The following is a 20,215-nucleotide window of genomic DNA, read 5'->3' as shown; positions in this document are numbered from 1 at the left end:
GTCGGGTAGTGTTAATGTGCGTGCGCGCCGTGCTGGACGCGCGACTCGCGATTGAGCGCGGCCACGTCGACGATCAGCGCAACGCTGCCGTCGCCCAGGATGGTCGCCGCGGAAATGCCGTGCACCTTGCGGTAATTCGTTTCGAGGTTCTTGACCACCACCTGCTGCTGGCCGACGAGTTCGTCGATCAGCATCGCGAAGCGGCGCCCTTCCGTCTGCATGATGGTGACGATGCCCTGGGTCGGTTCGGTGCGCGCGCCTTCGACGTCGAACACGCTGTGCAGCGCGACCAGCGGCAGGTATTCGCCGCGCACGCGCACCACGCGCTCGCCGTTGGCGACCGTGTAGATGTCCTCGGCCACCGGCTGCAGCGACTCCATCACGAAGTTGAGCGGCAGGATGAAGATCTCGTTGCCCACCTTGACCGACATGCCGTCGAGGATCGCGAGCGTGAGCGGCAGCACGATCTTCGTCGTCGTGCCCGCGCCCTGGCGCGAGCTGATCTCGACGTGACCGCCCATCGACTGGATGTTGCGCTTGACCACATCCATGCCGACGCCGCGGCCGGAAATGTCCGTCACCTGTTCGGCGGTCGAAAAGCCCGGCATGAAGATGAGTTGCCAGACTTCTTCGTCGCTCATCGATTCGGACACTTGCATGCCCTGCTTCTGCGCCTTCGCGAGAATCTTGTCGCGGCGCAGGCCGGCGCCGTCGTCGCTCACTTCGATCACGATGTTGCCGCCGTGATGCGCTGCCGACAGCACGAGCTGGCCGGTCGCGGACTTGCCCGCCGCACGGCGCGCTTCCATGGTTTCGATGCCATGGTCGAGCGAGTTGCGCACGAGGTGCGTGAGCGGATCGATGATGCGTTCGATCAGGCTCTTGTCGAGTTCGGTCGCCTGACCGAACGTGACGAGTTCCACTTCCTTGCCGAGCTTGCCGGCGATGTCGCGCACGAGGCGCGGGAATCGGCTGAATACGTAATCCATCGGCATCATGCGGATGGACATGACGGCCTCTTGCAGGTCGCGCGCGTTGCGCTCGAGCTGCGCCATGCCGTTGAACAAACGGTCGTGCAAGGCGGGATCGAACGTGCTGGTGGTTTCCGCGAGCATGGCCTGCGTAATCACGAGCTCGCCCACCAGGTTGATGAGCTGATCGACCTTCTCCACGCCGACGCGAATCGAGCTGCCTTCCGCCGATGCGGCGGCTTGCGGCCGCGCCTTTTTCTCGGCGTCGCCCGTTGCGGCCCTGGACGGCTGGGCGGCGGGCTGTCCCGCCGCCGTTGCCGCTTCTTGTGGTACTGCTTCGTGAGCGGCCACGGATGCAGGCGACGGTTCCGCCTGCGATTGCTTCTGCTCTTCCTGTAGCGTGGGTTGCACCGCGTGCGGCGCGGCCGCTGCCGGCTGCGCCTCGATGGCTTGCGCCGCGCCGTCGCCCCGGCCGATCGTGATCTGCGTTTCATCGATCACGAAGCAGCACACGGCAACGATGTCGTCGGCGGGAACGTCCGAGTCGAGCCATACGACGTACTCGGCATCCGCCTTCTGTTCCCCGACGATGCTTCCCAGATTCCCCAACTCCTCGATCAGAGTCGTCAGGTCCTTCTCGCCCACCCCCCGTAGCGTAATTTTCAGGTGGGGTCCAACTTCCGCGCGCGGCGCGCCGGTGTGTCCCGGCGTCGCTTCAGCGACGGTTCCTGCATGTGTGACGCCGTTGCCGCTGTCGGCGAGTTCGAATGCGCCGTCCCAGTTGCCGTCGTCTTCGAGAATGTCCATGGCCTGCGCGAGCACGTGCGCGGGCGGTGCGTTCGGGCCGTCGTACGCCGGCGCTGCGGCCTCGCCATGCACGGTGCCCGGCAACGCGGGCGGCTCGGTGTGCGCCGCTACCGGCGCTACGGCCGCCACGCTGGCGTCAGCGCTCTCGTTCTTCAGGCGTTCGAGCTTCGCGCAGATCGCCGACGCCGCGGCGGCATCCGGCTCCTCGCTGGCGCGGTAGGCCGCGAGCTGATCGGAGAGCACGTCCTTGGTTGCCAGGAAGGTGTCGATCATGTCGCGGCGCAGGACCAGCTCGTTGTTGCGCGCGCGGTCCAGCAGCGATTCGAGAATGTGCGTGGTTTCGGTGAGCGCGGTGAAGCCGAAGGTCGCCGCGCCGCCCTTGATGGAATGCGCCGCGCGGAAAATCGCCGCGAGGTCTTCCGGATCCGGATTCGCGATGTCGAGAACGAGCAGCAGTTGCTCCATCTGCGCGAGCAGTTCATCGGCTTCGTCGAAGAACGTCTGATAGAACTGGGTAATGTCGAGTGTCATGCTTGAGTCACCGCTGGAATGCTGTTCAATCGGCGCCGTGCTGCGCGCGTTTCAATGCTGCTGTTTGCGACGTTTTCAGTGCTGCGCGTCTTCCGAGAGCGCCGCGACCAGTTCGGTCAGCAAGTCCGGATCGAGCGGCTTCTCGATCCAGCCCGTCGCGCCCGCGCTGCGCGCCGCGTTCTTGAACGGTTCGCCGTCTTCGGTCGTGAGCACCAGGATCGGCGTCGCACGGTACGCGTGGTTCGCGCGCAAGGCCATGATGAGATCGAGCCCGCTCTTGCCCGGCATATGATGGTCGGTCAGGACGAGATCGAAGCGCTCGGCGAGCGCGCATTCCAGCCCTTCGTCGCCGTCGGATGCGACCGTCACTTCGTAGCCGGCCACCGCCAGCGTCGCCGAGATGATTTGCCGCATCGCGGCCGAGTCATCGATTGCCAGAATGTTCTTGATCATGTTTGTCTCTTGCCGTTGCCGTGTTGACGGTCGAAACGGGTCCGGTCTTGAGGCTGTTTTCGAGGCTGTTTTTGAGGCTGCGTTATGAGGCCGCTTTATCGCGGGCTCATGCGCTCAGTGCGCCGCGCTTCTCGCCGCGATGCCCGGAATCAGTTGCCCGAGCGTCGCCGGCGCGCCGTTCGCGTCCGTGCCGTTGTCGAGCGTCGCGCCCGCGCCGCCGTCGTCGCGCAGCATCGCCAGTTCCGTCTTGCGATTGAGCACGATGACGCTGATGCGCCGGTTCTCCGGATCGAACGGATCCTTCTTGTTCAGATTCTGCGTGGACGCAAGACCCAGCACGCGCATCACCTTGACTTCGTCCATGCCGCCCGCGACCAGCTCGCGACGCGATGCGTTCGCGCGATCCGCCGACAGTTCCCAGTTGCTGTAGCCCTTCTCGCCGCCCGCGTATTTCACGGCGTCGGTGTGGCCCTGCACGACGATGCGATTCGGCACGTCATTCAGCGTCCGGCCGATCTCGCGCAGGATGTCGCGCATGTAGGGCTGCACGGCGTTGCTGGAGAGCGCGAACATCGGGCGCTTCTGCGTATCGACGATCTCGATGCGCAAGCCCTGCTGCGTCGCCTCGATGCGGATCTGCTGCTTGAACTGGCGCAAGGTCGGATTGGCTTCGATGGCGGCCATCAGCTTGACCTGCAGATCATGCAGACGCGCCTGCTCGCGGCGTTCGAGTTCGCCCTGCGCGGCCTTGAGGAGTTCTTCGTCGGTCGTGGATGACGCGCGCTGCGCGAGCCGCGTGCTGCCTTCCGAGCGGCGCGCGGCGCCCGGCTCTTCGCTGGAGATATCGCGGCCGCCGCCCATCAGGATGCTGTTGTCCATGCCGACGGTCTTGCCGCCGACCATCGCCGCCTTGAGCGGCATGTTGAAGTATTCGGCGATGCCGCGGCGCTGCACGGGCGAGGTCGAGGAGAGCAGCCACATGAGCAGGAAGAACGCCATCATCGCGGTCATGAAGTCCGCATAGGCGAGTTTCCAGGCGCCGCCGTGATGGCCCTTGGCACCCTTGCCGACGACACGCTTGATGAAGATGGGACGTTCGCTGTCGTTGCTCATGGCTGGGTCCTGACCGATGGATCGTGCGCGAAGCGTGGCATCACTTCGACTTGACCCGGCGGACGTGTTCCTCGAGTTCGGCGAACGACGGACGTTCGGTCGAGAACAGCACCTTGCGGCCGAACTCCACCGCGATCGCGGGCGCATAGCCGTTCAGGCTCGCGAGGATCGTGACCTTGATGCACTGGAACATCTTGGTCTGCTCGGCCACGCGCTGCTCGGCCACGTTGGCGAGCGGCCCGATGAAGCCATAGGAAAGGAGAATGCCGAGGAAGGTGCCGACCAGCGCCTGCGCGATCATCTCGCCGAGAATGGCGGGCGGCTGGTCCGCGGAGGCCATGGTGTGCACCACGCCCATCACGGCCGCGACGATGCCGAACGCAGGCATCGCGTCGCCGACCTTGGTCAGCGCGTGCGCGGGGGCTTCGCCCTCGACGTGATGCGTTTCGATTTCCTCGTCCATGAGGCTTTCGATCTCGAACGCATTCATGTTGCCGCTGACCATCAGACGGAGATAGTCGGTCAGGAATTCGACGATGTGGTGATCCGCGAGAATCTGCGGGTACTGGCTGAAGACCGGGCTCTTGGACGGATCCTCGATGTCGCCCTCGAGCGCCAGCGTGCCTTCCTTGCGGGCCTTCGCGAGCAGCACGTAGAGCAGGCCCATCAGCTCCATGTACATGCCCTTGTTGTACTTCGCGCCCTTGAAGAGCGTCGGGAGGACCTGGATGGTCGCCTTGATGGTCTTGACGTTGTTGCCGAGGATGAACGCGCCGACGCCCGCGCCCACGATCATCAGGATCTCGACGGGCTGCATGAGCGCGCCGAGGTGTCCGCCTTCGATGGCATAGCCGCCGAACACTGACAACAATGTCACGAGCGCTCCAACAAAAATCAGCACAGTCGAGTCCTCACGTTTTTGATGCGGTAAGACCGCCGTTAGGTGGTTTACGGCACTCGACTGGAAAACTTTGATGGCGTGTCCGCGCCGCCGGCAAACGTTGCAACCCGCGCCGCAGAACGGGCCCGGGCGGGTGCGGCGTCAGGCCGCAAGGCTCCGGGCGGGCTCCGCCGCCGCGGCCGCTGCCAGCGTCTTGCGCGTCTTGCCGGCGCGCGACGGCGGCTGGCACAGGCCGCACACGTAGCCTGCGCGCAGTTCGTACGCATGCGCGACGAAACGTCCGCCGCAGCGGGTGCACGCGTTGGTCTGGAGCATGCCGGATTCGAAATAGCGCACCAGGGTCCACGCGCGCGTGAGCGAGAGCACGGGTTCGTCGCCGTAGAGGGCGGCGTGTTCGAGATAGAGCCGGTAACTTTTCACGATCGCCTGGATCGTGCTCTGCGTACCGTCGGCGCCGCCGTGCTCATGGATGAAACGATAGATGCCGTGGAACAGCGACGAATGGATGTTCGGCTGCCAGGTCATGAACCAGTCGGTCGAGAACGGCAGCATGCCCTTCGGCGGCGAAGCGCCCTTCAGCTCCTTGTAGAGCTTGATGAGCCGGTCGCGCGACAGGCTCGTCTCTGCTTCGAGCAGTTGCAGGCGCGCGCCCAGCCCGATCAGTTCGATCGCGAGCGTGATCTCGCGGACTTCCGCCACTACGCTTCTGGTTGCCATCGGCCGTTCGCTTCGTGCGTCAGCCGATCTGCGCGACAGGACTGTCGGCCAGCAGGATCGCCGCGTGCGCCTGCGTGAGGGCCGCGCTCTTGTCCTTGTCGGCCAGTGACGAAAGGATGGTGTGGTCGTCGAAGCGGAAACGGCACAGCAGATGGCTCGACGACGCCACCTTCACGGCCTGCGCGAGCGTCAGCGAGGACAGCACCTGCGCCACCTGCTCGGACAGGCCGAGCCGGTACATCGCCGAGACGCGGTCTTCCTGCAGAAGCCGCTGGGCGAGAAGCACATACGACAGATTCACCTCGCGGATTTCCACGAGCGTACTCGTAGCGCTGTTCGTCATCTTTTTCCCCGAATCGTTACGTGGCTGGTCAGGCCGGCGGGGGAACGTTTGCTCGGTTCGCTGCAGACGCGACGAAACCGGCCCCGCACGTGTTCTCTTGTGCCAGACGATTGTCGCCGATGCGCGAAGGCGCGGCTGTCGGAGAACGTGTCCGAAGCATCGCAGGATTTCGAGGAGGTTGTGTGTAGGAATTTTTCCTACACGGCGCGAAAACGGAACGCAGCGCACCTGTGGATGCAAGAACCGGATATCGGCAGCTATTCGTCTGACTTAATGGAGATTCGGCAAGTTTATTCGGTATGACGGCGTGCCAGAGGCGCCCGAACGTCCGGTTCGGCGGCCGGGAACGCTCCGTGCTACACACTGCCGCGCGGTCATTTTTCCAGATGTGTGATTCGTCTACATTGCTGACAACACTGCAATTTCTGACTTCGTAACAGCGTTTGTTTCGCGCTGTAACAACGATAAGCGATTGAAAAATGACGTGAAATGCCGCTCCCGATCCCGATAATGAGCAGTAAGGGATAACCCGGTCGCGATGTAATCTTCATCTCCGGGCCGATCTCGGGCGGCGTCTTACCTGCGCGGCCCGCCCGAAATGGCATGTGTTGAGCGCTCGACCGGAGCGTGACTGCGATGCCTTAAATGACGCCTTCACCGGCATGGGACCTGAGCCTGACGCGAAAGCGCCCGCTCCGCCCGAAACAGGAGAGTCACGTTATGCGAATCGCACAAATTGCACCGTTGCACGAAGCAGTACCCCCGAAGTTCTACGGCGGCACTGAGCGGGTAGTGTCGTACCTGACCGACGCACTCGTCGATCTGGGCCACGACGTCACCTTGTTCGCCAGCGGCGATTCGCAAACCAAGGCGACCCTGGAAGCCGCATGGCCGCGCGCCCTGCGTCTGGATCCGACGATCCGCGACGCCCTCGCGCCGCACATGCTGCTGCTCGAAACCGTCCGCCGCCGTGCGCACGAGTTCGACGTGCTGCATTTCCACCTCGACTACATGCCGTTTCCGCTGTTCACACAGCTGGACACGCCGTTCGTGACGACGCTGCATGGCCGTCTCGACCTGCCGGAGCTGCAGCCGATCTTCAACACGTTCACCAAGGCGAACGTGATTTCGATCTCCGACAACCAGCGCGGACCGCTGCCGCAGGCCAACTGGCTGAACACCGTGTATCACGGCCTGCCGAACAAACTGCTGACGCCGCAAACGCACAAGAAGCCGGAATACCTGGCGTTCCTGGGCCGTATCTGCCCGGAAAAGCGTGCCGATCTGGCCATCAAGATCGCGGCGCAAAGCGGCCTGCCGCTGAAGATCGCCGCCAAGGTGGACAAGGTCGACCAGGAGTATTTCAAGACCACGATCGAGCCGCTGCTGTCGCATGCGGATGTCGAGTTCATCGGCGAGATCAACGAGGCGCAGAAGCCGGATTTCCTGTCGGGCGCGAAGGCCCTGCTGTTCCCGATCGACTGGAACGAGCCGTTCGGCCTGGTGATGATCGAATCGATGGCCTGCGGCACGCCGGTGATCGCGTTCAATCGCGGTTCGGTGCCCGAGGTGATCGATCATGGCGTGACGGGCTTCATCTGCGAGGACGTGCAGGGTGCCGTGGGCGCGTTGCAGCGTCTGGACGAACTCTCGCGCACCGAGATTCGCGCGCAGTTCGAACGCCGTTTCAGCGCGCAGACGATGGCGCAGAATTACGTCGACAGCTACACCGCCATGCTCCAGGCCGCCAAGCGCCCGGTGTTGCGCCAGGTTGCCGTCGGCTAAGCCGCCCTTCCATGCATGCGGTCTTCGGTGACCGCAACGAGAACCGCCCTTCGGGGCGGTTTTTTTTCGTCTCGAGCTTATTGAGACTGTCGTGGCCGAACAATCCTAAAATTCTTCCGCACGTGTTGAATCCGCCGATTTATCGATCAATTTTGACAATTTGCAAAAGAAAGCGCGCTTAAACTGCGCTCGATGCGCTCATTAAGTGCTCTTTTCGAAACACCGGCAATTCACATTTCACGAAGGCGGAAACATGAATTTATCGAAACGTCTTGGGGCCGAAATCTTCGGCACGTTCTGGCTGATTCTGGGCGGCTGTGGAAGCGCCGTGCTTGCCGCTGCTTTCCCTGAGCTTGGCATCGGGTTCGCGGGGGTTGCGCTGGCATTCGGTCTCACCGTGCTGACCATGGCGTATGCCATCGGTCACGTGTCCGGCTGCCATCTGAATCCGGCAGTGAGCATCGGCCTGGCAACCGCGGGGCGCTTCCCCGTGCGCGATCTCGTGCCGTATATCGTTGCGCAGGTGATCGGCGCGACCTTGGGGGCGTGGGTTCTCTACCTGATCGCCATCGGCAGCCCGAGTTTCGATTTCTCGCTGAGCGGCTTTGCCGCCAATGGCTTTGCGGAGCACTCGCCGGGACATTTCACGATGATCGCCGCGCTGATCTGCGAAATCGCCATGACCTTCTTCTTTGTCTTCGTGATCCTCGGCGCCACTGACGACCGGGCGCCCAAGGGTTTCGCGCCGCTTGCCATCGGCCTGTGCCTGACGCTCATTCACCTGATCTCGATTCCGGTCACCAATACGTCGGTCAATCCTGCGCGCTCGACGAGCCAGGCGTTCTTCGTCGGCGGCTGGGCGCTGGATCAGCTGTGGCTGTTCTGGATTGCGCCTATCGTGGGCGCGATCATCGCAGGGCTGGTCTATCCGTCGCTTACGCGTCAGGCATTCCGGCAGGAGCCTTCCGAGGTTCGCGGCAACCCGAAAACGGTGGGTTTTCCGCTCGCGGAGACTGCTCGCGAGGCCGATTAAGGCAGCCAACTAAGGCTGATGGACACGCTCTTTGAAGACTCGAATGATTAAACCGGCGCGACAAATGTAATGCCGAATTACGAAGCTTGCTTATGATTTGCCGCGCCGTTAAGCATCTGTTGCAAACCACTTGCGTGTGAGGCCCGTCTGACGGGGCTCACACGCACGCTCTCCGAATCAGAGCGTTTCCGTTTCTCCTTACTTCGTCCTTGCATACGGTAACAAGTCGTCGAAGCGTGTAAGACGCTGCGCCCGTACATTGGACTCATGCGACATACACGTCGCCTTCAAGGAGAAACACAATGAAGCGCATCGTCACTCACATGCTCGTCGCCGCCGGTCTTGCCATGGGTGCAGTCGGCGCAGCTCAGGCTCACAGCGATCTGCACATCGGCGTGTCGCTCGGCGCGCCGGCCTATGTGGCCCCGGCTCCCGTTTATGTCCGCCCGGCGGCGCCGATGTATCGCGCACCGTACTACCGTCACGAAGCACCGCGCTGGCACGACGGCCGTGATCAAGGCCACTGGAATCGCACCGGCTGGGATCATCGCGGTTATGGCAACAACTGGGGACATCGCGGCTAAGCACGCGCATGCCCCGCTCGCGGGAGACCACTAAAACGCGACGGGCGGCTGGACCACACCAGCCGCCCGTCTTGCGTTTTGCTCGAACCAGCGTCAGTCCTGCGGGTAACCCGGCGAAGCCAGTTCGTCGCGAATCCCGAACAGCTTGCGCAGCTGATGCGCAACCCCCGCCTCGAAATTGTTGCCGATGCGCGGCACATCAGGCAGCCGCTTGATGAGGTCCGGATTGGCGTTGTTCATCATGAACGGATGCCCTGCAGTTTCGAGCAGATCGATGTCGTTCATGTTGTCGCCGAAAGCAACGCACTGTGATGGATCGACGTCGAGCCGTTCCAGCACGAAACGCAGCGCGCGGCCTTTCGAGACGTCGGAGGTCATGACTTCGAGACAATCCGGCAGCGAATAGGTGACATACAGCGAGTCGCCAAACTCGCGTTCCAGATTCGCCGCGACTTCCTTGAGATCCGCCGGCTCGCCGATGTACAACACCTTCGCGATGTTCTCGCCGTCGTGCTCGCGCAGATCCATCACTTCATATTTGAATCCCGAGTCCTGGTGGAAGACCAGCAGTTCGGGCGCATGACGGTCGATCAGCCAGGCGTCGTCGGCGAACAGATTGACGATGACGCGCCCATGCGTGCCCGTGAGATCCGGTTGCACGAGGCGCCGCACGGCGGCCGGGTCGAGATCGCGCGAATAGATGCGCTGATCGCCCGGCGCATGCACGCGCGCCCCGTTCGATGTAATCAGATAGGCGTCGACACCGAGCACGTCGCGAATGCCGGCGACATCGCGATAATGCCGTCCCGTCGCGATGACGACGGGCACGCCGCGCGCCGCCAGCGTGCGCACGGTTTCGGCGGTGAAGGGATCGAGCTGGTGGTCGCTATTCAGAAGCGTGCCGTCGAGATCGGTTGCGATGGCCGAGTACATGCCTGCCTTTGTCGTGGGCTCAGGCGCCGGGTGCGCTGCGTACACTGCCTACCTGGTTGCGCGCGCCCTGTGCGGAGCGATGAGCGGAGGAACCTGCCGCGAAGTGCGCCATTTTATCGCGCAGTGCCCGCAGCCTCTCTGGACCCGGACGCCGCCCGGCGCGCCAGTTCGAGCGCGCCCGCGGCCGAATCTGCACGCGGCGCGCGCATCCGCTCGCGCAGACCAGGCGGCACGAACGGCTCGTACGGAACGGCGAGCCCGCCGCACAAGGCAATGGGCAAGGCGCCGTGCGGGTCGAGCGCAGCCACGAGCGCTTCGATTTCCTGGCCGGCCTGCGCGAGCAACCGTGCGGCACCAGGGTGATCGCGAAACGCGAAGACGCTGGGTGCGAGCGTGGCGTAGGCGGTCTGGTTCGCGTTGCACAGCCACACGACGAGACTGTCGCGATCCGTCGCGCCGGTCCGGGCGAGCAATTCACGGGACCAGCCGTCTTCTGCGGCGCGACCGTCGAGCACGCGCTGCAGATGAACCACGGCGTGCAGCCCGAGCCAGGCTCCGCTGGCCTCATCGCCGCTCGGAAAACCGTAGCCGCCGGTGATGCGGCATACCCCGTCCTGGGCCAGCACAGCCGCGATGCTGCCCGTACCCAATGCGACGATCACGCCAGGTTCGCCGCCATGTGCGCCGACCACCGTGGTGTAGGCGTCGCTCTCGACGCGCAACGCGCGCACTTCGGGCGCGGCCGCAAGAAAGGCCGCGAGCCAGTCGGCATTGTTCACGCCCGCTAGACCGCAGCCGAGCGCACAGGCACGCCAGTCAAACGGCAGCGCCGCGCTGGCGAACGCGCTGCGGCACGCGTCCTCGATGGACTGCCAGGCTCGCTCGACGCCGAGCCCGAGACCCGACGGGCCGCCGCTGGCGCGTGCGAGCTCAACGCCCTGCGCGTCCGCGAGGATCACGCGTGTACCGCTGCCGCCGCCGTCAATGCCGAGCAGGAAGGCGTCTGTTGCTGCGGTGGGGGAAGTCAAAGTCGGAATGGATTTCATGGACGCCAGCTTACCGGCCGCGGCGGCCTGCGCCAATTAGCCAAATGGACGAGGTGGCGCGACGAGAACGTTCCGCTATGCTGAAGCGACCTTGATGACCACCGGGAACCGCACATGGCAGACACCCAACTGGCCCGCTGCACGTGGGCAACCACTGACGCGATGATCGACTACCACGACCATGAATGGGGCGTGCCGTCCCACGACGACCAGCATCTGTTCGAGATGCTGGTGCTCGAAGGCGCGCAGGCTGGGCTCTCGTGGTCGACCATCCTCAACAAGCGCGAGGGATACCGCGCCTTGTTCGCGAATTTCGACATCGGTCGCGTGGCGCGCTTCACCGACGAGGACATCGAGCGGCTAGTGCAGGACGCGCGCATCGTGCGCAATCGCGCGAAGGTGACATCAGCGGTGCTCAACGCGCGCGCGGTCCAGCAGATCCAGCAGGAGCACGGATCGTTCGCGGACTTCGTCTGGTCGTTTGTCGACGGTGTCACCATCGATACCCCGCGCGACGCGAAGCATCCCACGCCCGCCTCGACGCCCGAATCGGATGCCCTGAGCCGCGCCCTCAAGCAGTACGGTTGCAAGTTCGTCGGCACGACCATCTGCTATGCGTTCATGCAGGCAACCGGCATGGTCAACGATCACGCGGCCGGATGCATTGCGCGAACCTCTGCCGGAACCCGGCGCAAGCGCGCGTCGCCGAGATCGAAGTGAAGGACTCGAAGCGCAGAGAGTTTTAGTTTTTTGGCCACATTTTCGAGTGCGATTGTCCCTTGCTAGGGAAAGTCCTGATGGAAGCATGTTTTTTTGCAGTGAAGCACGCGCAAAACCCCGAACAGCAAGGCATCAGACCGGGTTTTCCGCACTGCACGAACGTACGGTACGTGTAAAAATGGCGTCCTCGCGTGCGCTGGCGCACCTTTTTACCGGGCCGAACCGTTATAAAGACGGTGTACGGATCGTTCATCGAGTGTAGAAATCCGATGCGAGCACACAGGGCGATAGTGAGACCGAACGCCCAGGCCGGGAAAAGCGCCGTGTTCGAAGCAGTGACCGGAAGGCATCAGCGTTTTTTGATGTTGCTGAGCATCGCAACAACGCCGCCGTTCCGGAGCAGCAGGTGCAGGTTCTCGAATTCAAACGCATGGCCGCTGCGCAGGGGCGCAGGGGAGAAGATCATGAAAAGCCTGAACTTCCTGACCCATCAGGAGATTTTCAACAGCGCCGTACAGCATCTGTTCGTGCAGGGACAGGCCGCATTGCTCCCGCATGGCGGCGGCGCCTATCGCGGTTACTGCGGCGGCTGCCCTGTCGGCCGTTTCATCAGGCCGCGCGACTACGTCACGGCGATGGAAGGCGTGCCTATCCGCTACATCGCAAAACCGCCCGAGCATGTGCCGGCCTATATGGATGTCGGCGTCGCGGCGCTCAAGCGCGCGCTGCTTCGTGCGCGCATCAACGTGTTCGATCCCAATACCGTCGAATTGCTTTCTTGCCTGCAAAACGTCCATGACGTCTTCGGCAAGTGGGAATGGCGCGAGCGTCTGTCGTCGATCGCGCGTCAGTTCGGGCTTTCCGCCGAACTTCTGAAAACGGCTGCCTGAGTACAGTAGGTGTAGTGATGTTGAGCCCGATGAAGATGTTGAGCCCTAAGGACATTTACGAACGCGTCAGCACGCATTTGCTGACCCAGCGCGCGGTGTCCGAAGATGACAATGGTTCCTGCCGCCTGCGCAGCCCGGAAGGCCGCAAGTGCGCGATTGGTTCGCTCGTGCGTGACGATCTGTACGAGGCGGCGCTGGAAGGTGTCGGCATTTCCTACTACCGGCATGCGCAGGACGGCGAGCTGATGCGCGCGCTCTACGCGTCGAATGTGAACGCCTACGATCCCAACATCATCGATTTGCTGATCGAACTCGAGCAGGTTCACGACGACGCCGACGTGGATGAGTGGCCGCATCTGCTGGCCGCGCTCGGCAAGCGGCACGCGTTCGTCTGAAGCCAGTCTTCCTCACGTACACAAAGCAAAAAGGCGGTGCGCCCTCACGGGTCGCACCGCCTTTTTGCCATGCACGCCGAGGAATTGCGTCCCCGGCTTGCACGCGATGCTTAGTGCATCTTCTTCGGCAGCATCTGGCTGCGCAGGCGCTTGCGCAGACGCGCGACGGCAGCTGCCTTCTTGCGCTTGCGCGCGGTGGTCGGCTTTTCGTACGACTGGCGCTCGCGCAGTTCGGCGATGGTGCCGTTGCGCTCGATGGTGCGGCGGAAACGCCGAATCGCGACATCGAACGGCTCGTTTTCTTTGAGGACGATAGTGGTCATGTAAATCCTGGTTTGCTAAACGTATTTCTAAGCGCGCGACGACAAAACCGCCGCGCCCCGGCACTCCGATCGTCCGCCGGACGCGGCACTGGATGACACCAGCCAGCGCGCCGCGACGGACACGAGCAAAGCGGCCACGGAGGCCGGAACAGAGAGAGTTGGGATTCAGCCGCCGAAGCGGCATGCGCATTCGAAAGAACGACGTGAACGCGCGTTTCGGAGCCGTTCGCCGCCGGAGTGTGACGTTGTCGATCTTGACGGTGTCATTCGGCTGCGAAGGCAGGAAATCGGGCACATTTCTCGATTCGGGCGCGATGTTACCAGAACAGCGCGCCGCTGCCAACACCTCGCACCGCCCAACTCCTTGATGTGACAGATTATTTCTGCCACGCACTGGCTTCGTCGAGGAGCCCGACATCCTCGCCCGACAGCGCGAGGCGCGTCGCGGCCGCGAGGCTATCCAGTTGGGCGACGGACGTGGCGCTCGCGATCGGCGCCGTGATACTGGGCCGCGCGATCAGCCACGCGAGCGCGATCGTCGCGGGTGTCGTGTCGTTGCGCTTCGCGACTTCGTCGAGTGCATCGAGGATCTTCAGGCCGCGTGCATCCAGATATTTCTCGACGCGCGAACCGCGCGCCTTGTTCTGCGTGTCCGCCTTCGAGCGGTACTTGCCCGACAGAAAGCCGCTCGCCAGCGCGTAGTAAGGCACGACCGCCACGTCATGTTGCTGCACGACCGGCTCGAGTCCGGTTTCATAGGCTTCCCGATCGTACAAGTTGTATTCCGGCTGAAGGATCTGGTAGGCGGGCAGGCCCGAATCCTTCGCGACCTTCAAGGCTTCCTCCAGGCGCTCGCCCGTATAGTTCGACGCGCCGATCACCCTCACCTTCCCCGCCTGGATCAGCTTCTGATAGGCATTGAGCGTCTCGTCGAGCGGCGTGGGTTCGTCGTCGTAATGCGAGAAATAGACATCGATGTAATCGGTCTTCAGGCGTCGGAGCGAATCGTCGACGGCTGCGGCGATGTTCGCGGCCGTCAGCCCCGGGCGCGTGCTGAGCTTGCCCACTTTCGTCGCGAGCACGATCTTGTGGCGCTTGCCGCTCTCCTTGAACCACTTGCCGATGATCGTCTCGGATTCACCGCCCTGATGACCTTCGACCCAGGCGGAATAAACGTCGGCGGTATCGATGAAATTCAGACCGTGATCGACAAATGCATCGAGGATGGAAAACGACGTGCGTTCATCGGCGGTCCAGCCAAATACATTGCCGCCAAAAACTAAAGGCGCGACTTTCAATTCCGATATACCGACATTACGTGTCTGCATGAATGCTCCGAATCCGCGTGGAAGAGGGACTAAAAAGCATACGCGTGATTCGGAAGGCTTGCTGGGTGGGCCTTCGAAGGCTTTCGACACTATTCGTTACACAAATCGGTTAGCCCGGCCTTAAGTTTTTTTCGAGTGGCCCGATAACCTCAAGTAGGCGGCCGGCTATCACCGAGCGCAGGACCGCCAGGCAACAACTCGGTGCCATTAGCCAAAGCCAGATTAGTCTCCCAGGAGAGAACAAATGATCGGTATCAATAGCAATATCAACTCGCTGGTTGCTCAGCAGAACCTCAACAGCACGCAAAGCGCGCTGTCTTCGGCGATCACCCGCCTCTCGTCGGGCAAGCGCATCAACAGCGCGGCCGACGATGCAGCGGGCCAGGCCATCGCTTCGCGCATGACCTCGCAGATCAACGGTTTGAACCAAGGTGTGTCGAACGCCAACGACGGCGTCTCGATGACCCAGACGGCTGCTTCGGGCCTGTCGCAGATCTCCGACAACCTGCAACGTATTCGCCAGCTGGCGGTGCAGGCTTCGAGCGGCTCGCTCTCGTCGAGCGACCAGGCTTCGCTGCAAAAGGAAGTGACGCAGCGTATCGCTGAAGTGAACCGTATCGCTTCGCAAACGACCTACAACGGCACGAACGTCCTCGACGGTTCGGCTGGCACGGTGTCGTTCCAGGTTGGCGCGAACGTCGGCCAGACCATCGGTATCGATCTGAGCAACGGCGTGTCGGCTGCTCAACTCGGTGGCGGTCTGCCGCAACAAGGCGCGACGATCGGTACGCTCTCGGGCCTGAGCCTGACGAGCGCCGGCGCTGCAGCAACGGGCTCAACCAAGGCTGACATCACGTCGATCAACGTGCTGGCTGACGGCAAGGGCGGCTTCACGTTCACCGACCAGAACAACCAGGCACTGTCGAGCGCAGCAACGACCGCGCTGTTCCAAGGCACGACGACCGGCACGGGTACGTCGCTGACGCTGGCCGCGAACACGACGGGCGCACTGTCAGCATCGACGCAAGCGAGCGCAAAGACGACGGCTCAAACCGCACTGGACGCACTGAACACGACCAGCGCTGCTGCAACGCTTCCGACGACGGGCAACACCGCAGTGTTCGGCACGATCTCGGGCCTGAACGTGGACGCCACTGGCGCTGCCGCTGCGGCCGGCGCGGGCACGATCACGTCGATCACCATCACGCAGAAGTCCGATGGCACGATGACGTACACCGACCAGAACGGCAATGATGCTGCTACGGCTGGCGCGGCCCTGTTCACCGTCACGGCGAACGCCGACAACACGAAGGGAAGCTCGGTCACGTTCAAGGCTGGCGGCGCCCTCGGCACGACGCCGACCGGCTTCGACACGTCCAACCCCAACGCCACCGCTGCCACTGCCGGCATCGCTCAAGCGAACGCGCAAAACGTCCCGCCGAAGGTTTCCGACATCGACCTGACGAAGGCCAATGGCGCGAACCTCGCGATCGAATCGATCGACAACGCACTGAACGACGTCAACTCGATTCAAGCTGACCTCGGCGCCGCGCAGAACCGCTTCTCGTCGATCGCTGCCACGCAGACGGCTCAGTCGACCAACCTGTCGTCGGCACAGTCGCAGATCACCGACGCGAACTTCGCGCAGGAAACCGCGAACCTGTCGAAGGCTCAAGTGCTGCAACAAGCCGGTATCTCGGTGCTGGCTCAAGCGAACTCGATGCCCCAGCAAGTTCTGAAGCTCCTCGGCTAAGCATCACGGCCGACGCTGTAACCGGCGCGCATCAGCCAGTACAATGCGCGCCGGAAGCAACAAAGCAGTCAGCGCAAAGGGAGCTCGTCTCCCTATGCGCGTTTTCGGAAGATGACGACTTCCGCCCTTTTCCAAACGATCGCGAAGTAACACGAGCGGAGCACACATGACCACCGTAGCCACGACATCGGCTTCCACTGTCGATCCGACCAGCGCCGTCCAGCAGGCCGCACAGTCGATCATCAGCGGTTCGACCAACTCGACGATGGACGTGAACTCGCTCGTCACCGCGATCGTCAACGCGAAGGTCGCAGGCCAGACTGACGCGCTCAACAACAAGAAGACCGCCGACAACACGCAGCTCACCGCGATCGGCACCCTGAAGTCCGTGCTGTCGCTGCTGCAAAGCTCGATCACGAATCTCGCCAACGGCAAGACGCTCGGCTCGTTCACCGCCACCGCCGACGGCAAGGGCCTCACCGGCAGCGCCGACACCACGGCCGTGGCCGGCAGCTACGCGGTCAACGTACAGAACATCGCCTCGGCGCAATCGATCACGTCCGGCACGTTCTCGACCACCGACGCGCTCGGCACCGGCTCGATCACGCTGAAGGTCGGCAACAACAGCAGCACGATCAAGCTCGACAGCAGCAACAACACGCTGTCGGGCATCGTGTCGGCGATCAACTCGGCGTCCGACAATCCCGGCGTCACCGCGACCATCGTCAACGGCTCGGACGGCGCGCACCTCGTGCTGCGCTCCACGTCGACGGGTCTCGGCAACCAGATCGGCGTCGATGTCACGGCGGACGACAGCACCTCCGCCATCAACAAGCTTCAGGTCAGCTCGTCCACCACGACCACCGATCCGGACCCGACCGACCCGACCAAGACCATCACCGTCCCCGAGCACACCACCGTCAGCAGCACCAGCGGCTGGACGCAATCCAGCGCGGGGTTGGACTCGCATCTGACGGTGGCCGGCACGCCGGTCACGAGTTCGAGCAACACGATCAAGGAAGCGGTAACGGGCGTCACGATGAACATCACCGCGGACTCCGTCGGCACGACGCAGACGCTCACGATCGGCCAGGACGTCACCGGCCAGAAGACCGCCATCGATGCCTTCGTCACCGCCTACAACAACTTCATCAGCACGGCGTCGTCGCTGACGTCGTTCGATTCGACCGCCAGCTCGCAAGGCGCGCTGCTCGGCGACTCGATGATGAACACCATCAAGAACACGATCTCCAGCACGATCAGCAAGGGCATCGGCGTCGGCACGGGCAAGGTGAACCTGGCGTCGATCGGCATCACGCTGCAGCCGGACGGCACGCTTTCGACCGACGAAGACGCGCTCACCAACAGCAGCGGCACGGTCGCCTCGCTCTTCAACACGACCGACGGCGTCGCCGCGCAACTGAACACGAGCCTGACGGCGTTCCTGCAGACCGGCGGCATCATCGACACGCGCACAACCGCGCTCAACGATGACCTGACCAGCATCGCCGATCAGCAGACGCAGCTCACCGCGTACACCGCGCAGCTGACCACCTCGTACAACGACCAGTTCACGGCGCTCAACTCGCTGATGTCCTCGATGGCGACGCAGTCGAGCTATCTGACCGCCCTCTTCGGCGGCACCAACAGCGCCGGCGCGCTGGCCACCAACAAGAGCTAAGGACCGGACATGAACCAGCACGAACTGATTCAGGAAGCCTGGTCGCTGACCGAGGCCATCGAAGCGGCAGTGGGCAACGAAGACTGGGCGCGCGCCGCCGAGCTGACCGAAGCGCGCGCACCGCTCGTCATGGCGCTGCGGGCCGAGCAGCCGGCGGAGTCGCTCGCGGTCATCCGCAAGATCCAGGCGAGCATCGATGCCGTCGCATCGCGCGCGCAGATGGCGCAGACGGCGCTCGCTGCAAACTACCGCCGTTCGATGGACGGCGCCAAAGCCGCAAGCCGTTATCAACAAGCTGCGCGTTTCTAAAGTTCTCTGCTGCCACGCCGATAACACAAGAACAACAAGAACAACGCGCCGATGTCGGGCGCGCTGCTTCGCTCTTGATGCCCGCCTCGCGCGGGCATTCTTATTTGCGGCGGGGCTCGAGCCGTCGGGCTCTATCGACCCAACGTCAGCGCCAGATACGCCGCATACAGCACGCCGTTCCCGAGCAGCGCCCACAACACTACGCCATTCGGTTTCGCGTTGAAGCGCAGCCACGCTGCCGCCGCCAGCGTGATCAACACGCCGGTCAGCACTTCGACACGCGGTTCCCACGGCGTCAGCATGATGCCGATCCCGGGCAGCAAGGTGCCCTGGAACACCATCGCGCCGGTGATGTTGCCGAACGCCAGCGTGTCCTTCCCCCTGCGCGCCCACAGGATGCTGTTCACCTTTTCGGGCAGTTCGGTGGCGATCGGAATGATGATCAGCGACAGCAGCAGCGCCGAAATCCCGAGCGCCTGCGACACCCCTTCGACGCCGTGAATGAAGCCCTTCGCGCCGCCCACCAGCAACACGATGCCGACCAGGAACTGCAGCATGATGCTGCCCATGGACGTCTTCAAACCCAGCCGTGAAGCAAACAGCGCTTCAGGGGCTTCGGTGCCGTGCCCGCTTTCGACCAGGTTCGCCGAGGCCCTGAACGTCGAGATCACATACAAGACGTAGAGCCCGACGAGACCCGCCGCGAACATCGCCCGCACGGGCCACGCGTGATGCGGGACGAACATCGCCGCGCACGCGATCAGGAACGCGAACAGGAAGAAGTTGAGATCCCGCGTGAAGCCGCTGCGCTCCGGCACGATCCGTCCTTGCAGGCCGCGCGACTTGAGCACCGCGATCGTCATCAGGCAGGTGGAGAGCGTCGCGAGCATCAGCGGCGCGCCGAGAATCGCGCCGACGCCGATTTCCTCGTTGACCGCGCGACTGGGCGTGCCGCCGAGCAAGGCGATGATCGGCACAGTGGTTTCGGGCAGCGCGGTGCCGACGGCGGCGAACAGCGAGCCGGTCACGCCTTCGGAAATGCCGAGCCGCTCGCCGAGATGTTCGAGCGCGTTGGTGAAGAGTTCCGACGCAATCAGGATGATCGCGAGCATCAGCGCGAGTTCGATGAAGAGCATCGTCATGCGGCACCTCGCATGAAGCAATGCGACGAACGCGACGGAAGCGCCGAAAGACGCGTGAGAAGGAGACGTTGTAGTTGTAGGGACACGATCTTTCCACGGCCGGACGCTGAGCGAACCACGATGCACCACGCGCCGTCCGGCCAGGAACGACGCAGTGCATCGATGGTCTCGCCAAACCGGTCCGGTCGAACGCGCCACGGCAGCAGGGCCGAGGATGTTGACGCGTTCTCCTTCGCACGACACACACAAAGCGCACGAAGGAAGGCTACTCCCCAAAGACGGCGCAAGTGTAGCCCGATGCCTCCGGTTTCGGCAAGCCGCGCCTTCTCGCCAGGCTCATTGCAGGAATATGCGTATGCGGATCGAATCGTTGTCGGTGCAACGAGCATTCGCTATGCTGGCCGCGCCGGGCGCGCTGCTTGCTGCACCTGCCGACCGTCATCGGACCTGATCCGCC

At 63.2% G+C, this 20,215-nt stretch carries 20 protein-coding genes and 1 riboswitch; of the genes, 9 read left to right on the top strand and 11 right to left on the bottom strand.

Annotation, left to right across the window (positions count from 1 at the left end; translation table 11 throughout):
- Window positions 1-11: 11 nt before the first annotated feature.
- The 6 genes from cheA to flhD all read right to left on the bottom strand — a co-directional run bounded on the left by cheA (window position 12) and on the right by flhD (window position 5,836).
- On the bottom strand, window positions 12-2,309 hold the full coding sequence (cheA, locus tag QCE83_RS00515) for a chemotaxis protein CheA (RefSeq protein ID WP_309807020.1): 2,298 nt from the start codon (window positions 2,307-2,309) through the stop codon (window positions 12-14).
- A gap of 75 nt (window positions 2,310-2,384) precedes the next feature.
- Window positions 2,385-2,762, bottom strand: coding sequence for a response regulator (locus QCE83_RS00510; RefSeq protein ID WP_309807019.1), 378 nt, complete (start codon window positions 2,760-2,762; stop codon window positions 2,385-2,387).
- A gap of 114 nt (window positions 2,763-2,876) precedes the next feature.
- Window positions 2,877-3,875: a flagellar motor protein MotB gene (motB, locus tag QCE83_RS00505; protein ID WP_309807018.1), complete on the bottom strand. Its 999-nt coding sequence runs from the start codon at window positions 3,873-3,875 to the stop codon at window positions 2,877-2,879.
- Window positions 3,876-3,915: 40 nt separating this feature from the next.
- Window positions 3,916-4,776: a flagellar motor stator protein MotA gene (gene motA / locus QCE83_RS00500; RefSeq protein WP_309807017.1), complete on the bottom strand. Its 861-nt coding sequence runs from the start codon at window positions 4,774-4,776 to the stop codon at window positions 3,916-3,918.
- A 141-nt stretch (window positions 4,777-4,917) separates the two neighbouring features.
- Window positions 4,918-5,493, bottom strand: coding sequence for a flagellar transcriptional regulator FlhC (flhC, locus tag QCE83_RS00495; protein WP_309807016.1), 576 nt, complete (start codon window positions 5,491-5,493; stop codon window positions 4,918-4,920).
- A gap of 19 nt (window positions 5,494-5,512) precedes the next feature.
- Window positions 5,513-5,836, bottom strand: coding sequence for a flagellar transcriptional regulator FlhD (gene flhD, locus QCE83_RS00490; protein ID WP_309807015.1), 324 nt, complete (start codon window positions 5,834-5,836; stop codon window positions 5,513-5,515).
- Window positions 5,837-6,556: 720 nt separating this feature from the next.
- Here flhD and QCE83_RS00485 point away from each other — a divergent pair.
- The 3 genes from QCE83_RS00485 (at window position 6,557) to QCE83_RS00475 (ending at window position 9,238) form a co-directional block, all read left to right on the top strand.
- The gene (locus QCE83_RS00485) at window positions 6,557-7,621 is read left to right on the top strand and encodes a glycosyltransferase family 4 protein (protein WP_309807014.1); all 1,065 of its coding nucleotides are present in this window, start codon (window positions 6,557-6,559) and stop codon (window positions 7,619-7,621) included.
- A gap of 253 nt (window positions 7,622-7,874) precedes the next feature.
- The gene (gene aqpZ, locus QCE83_RS00480) at window positions 7,875-8,654 is read left to right on the top strand and encodes an aquaporin Z (protein ID WP_309807013.1); all 780 of its coding nucleotides are present in this window, start codon (window positions 7,875-7,877) and stop codon (window positions 8,652-8,654) included.
- 302 nt (window positions 8,655-8,956) lie between these two features.
- Complete coding sequence (locus tag QCE83_RS00475; protein ID WP_309807012.1) at window positions 8,957-9,238, top strand: hypothetical protein; 282 nt, start codon at window positions 8,957-8,959, stop codon at window positions 9,236-9,238.
- 93 nt (window positions 9,239-9,331) lie between these two features.
- On the opposite strand, the gene QCE83_RS00470 is transcribed toward QCE83_RS00475, so the two are convergent.
- On the bottom strand, window positions 9,332-10,171 hold the full coding sequence (locus tag QCE83_RS00470; protein ID WP_309807011.1) for a Cof-type HAD-IIB family hydrolase: 840 nt from the start codon (window positions 10,169-10,171) through the stop codon (window positions 9,332-9,334).
- Between the two features lie 113 nt (window positions 10,172-10,284).
- Window positions 10,285-11,217, bottom strand: coding sequence for a BadF/BadG/BcrA/BcrD ATPase family protein (locus QCE83_RS00465; RefSeq protein ID WP_309807010.1), 933 nt, complete (start codon window positions 11,215-11,217; stop codon window positions 10,285-10,287).
- Window positions 11,218-11,331: 114 nt separating this feature from the next.
- On the opposite strand from QCE83_RS00465, the gene QCE83_RS00460 reads away from it, so the two are divergent.
- The 3 genes from QCE83_RS00460 to QCE83_RS00450 all read left to right on the top strand — a co-directional run bounded on the left by QCE83_RS00460 (window position 11,332) and on the right by QCE83_RS00450 (window position 13,222).
- Window positions 11,332-11,937 (top strand): DNA-3-methyladenine glycosylase I, encoded by a 606-nt coding sequence (locus QCE83_RS00460; RefSeq protein WP_309807009.1) that lies wholly within the window; start codon window positions 11,332-11,334, stop codon window positions 11,935-11,937.
- Window positions 11,938-12,401: 464 nt separating this feature from the next.
- Window positions 12,402-12,827: a hypothetical protein gene (locus tag QCE83_RS00455; RefSeq protein WP_309811313.1), complete on the top strand. Its 426-nt coding sequence runs from the start codon at window positions 12,402-12,404 to the stop codon at window positions 12,825-12,827.
- Between the two features lie 29 nt (window positions 12,828-12,856).
- Window positions 12,857-13,222, top strand: a complete 366-nt coding sequence (locus tag QCE83_RS00450) for a hypothetical protein (RefSeq protein WP_309807008.1) — start codon at window positions 12,857-12,859, stop codon at window positions 13,220-13,222.
- Window positions 13,223-13,332: 110 nt separating this feature from the next.
- On the opposite strand, the gene rpsU is transcribed toward QCE83_RS00450, so the two are convergent.
- Both rpsU and QCE83_RS00440 read right to left on the bottom strand, forming a co-directional pair.
- On the bottom strand, window positions 13,333-13,545 hold the full coding sequence (rpsU, locus tag QCE83_RS00445) for a 30S ribosomal protein S21 (RefSeq protein ID WP_309807007.1): 213 nt from the start codon (window positions 13,543-13,545) through the stop codon (window positions 13,333-13,335).
- Between the two features lie 377 nt (window positions 13,546-13,922).
- Window positions 13,923-14,873: an aldo/keto reductase gene (locus QCE83_RS00440; RefSeq protein WP_309807006.1), complete on the bottom strand. Its 951-nt coding sequence runs from the start codon at window positions 14,871-14,873 to the stop codon at window positions 13,923-13,925.
- A gap of 244 nt (window positions 14,874-15,117) precedes the next feature.
- On the opposite strand from QCE83_RS00440, the gene QCE83_RS00435 reads away from it, so the two are divergent.
- The 3 genes from QCE83_RS00435 (at window position 15,118) to QCE83_RS00425 (ending at window position 18,616) form a co-directional block, all read left to right on the top strand.
- Window positions 15,118-16,626: a flagellin gene (locus tag QCE83_RS00435; protein WP_309807005.1), complete on the top strand. Its 1,509-nt coding sequence runs from the start codon at window positions 15,118-15,120 to the stop codon at window positions 16,624-16,626.
- Between the two features lie 166 nt (window positions 16,627-16,792).
- Entirely contained in the window at window positions 16,793-18,307 is a 1,515-nt protein-coding gene (gene fliD, locus QCE83_RS00430) for a flagellar filament capping protein FliD (RefSeq protein WP_309807003.1), read from the top strand.
- Window positions 18,308-18,316: 9 nt separating this feature from the next.
- On the top strand, window positions 18,317-18,616 hold the full coding sequence (locus tag QCE83_RS00425; RefSeq protein WP_309807002.1) for a flagellar protein FliT: 300 nt from the start codon (window positions 18,317-18,319) through the stop codon (window positions 18,614-18,616).
- 131 nt (window positions 18,617-18,747) lie between these two features.
- Here QCE83_RS00425 and QCE83_RS00420 read toward each other — a convergent pair whose 3' ends face one another.
- Complete coding sequence (locus QCE83_RS00420; RefSeq protein WP_309807001.1) at window positions 18,748-19,758, bottom strand: sodium:calcium antiporter; 1,011 nt, start codon at window positions 19,756-19,758, stop codon at window positions 18,748-18,750.
- A gap of 97 nt (window positions 19,759-19,855) precedes the next feature.
- A riboswitch (yybP-ykoY riboswitch) is annotated at window positions 19,856-20,049 on the bottom strand.
- Window positions 20,050-20,215: the final 166 nt, after the last annotated feature.

Source organism: Caballeronia sp. LZ034LL, from assembly GCF_031451215.1.
Classification (GTDB): Bacteria; Pseudomonadota; Gammaproteobacteria; order Burkholderiales; family Burkholderiaceae; genus Caballeronia.
This window is presented reverse-complemented; position numbering and strand designations above follow the sequence as displayed.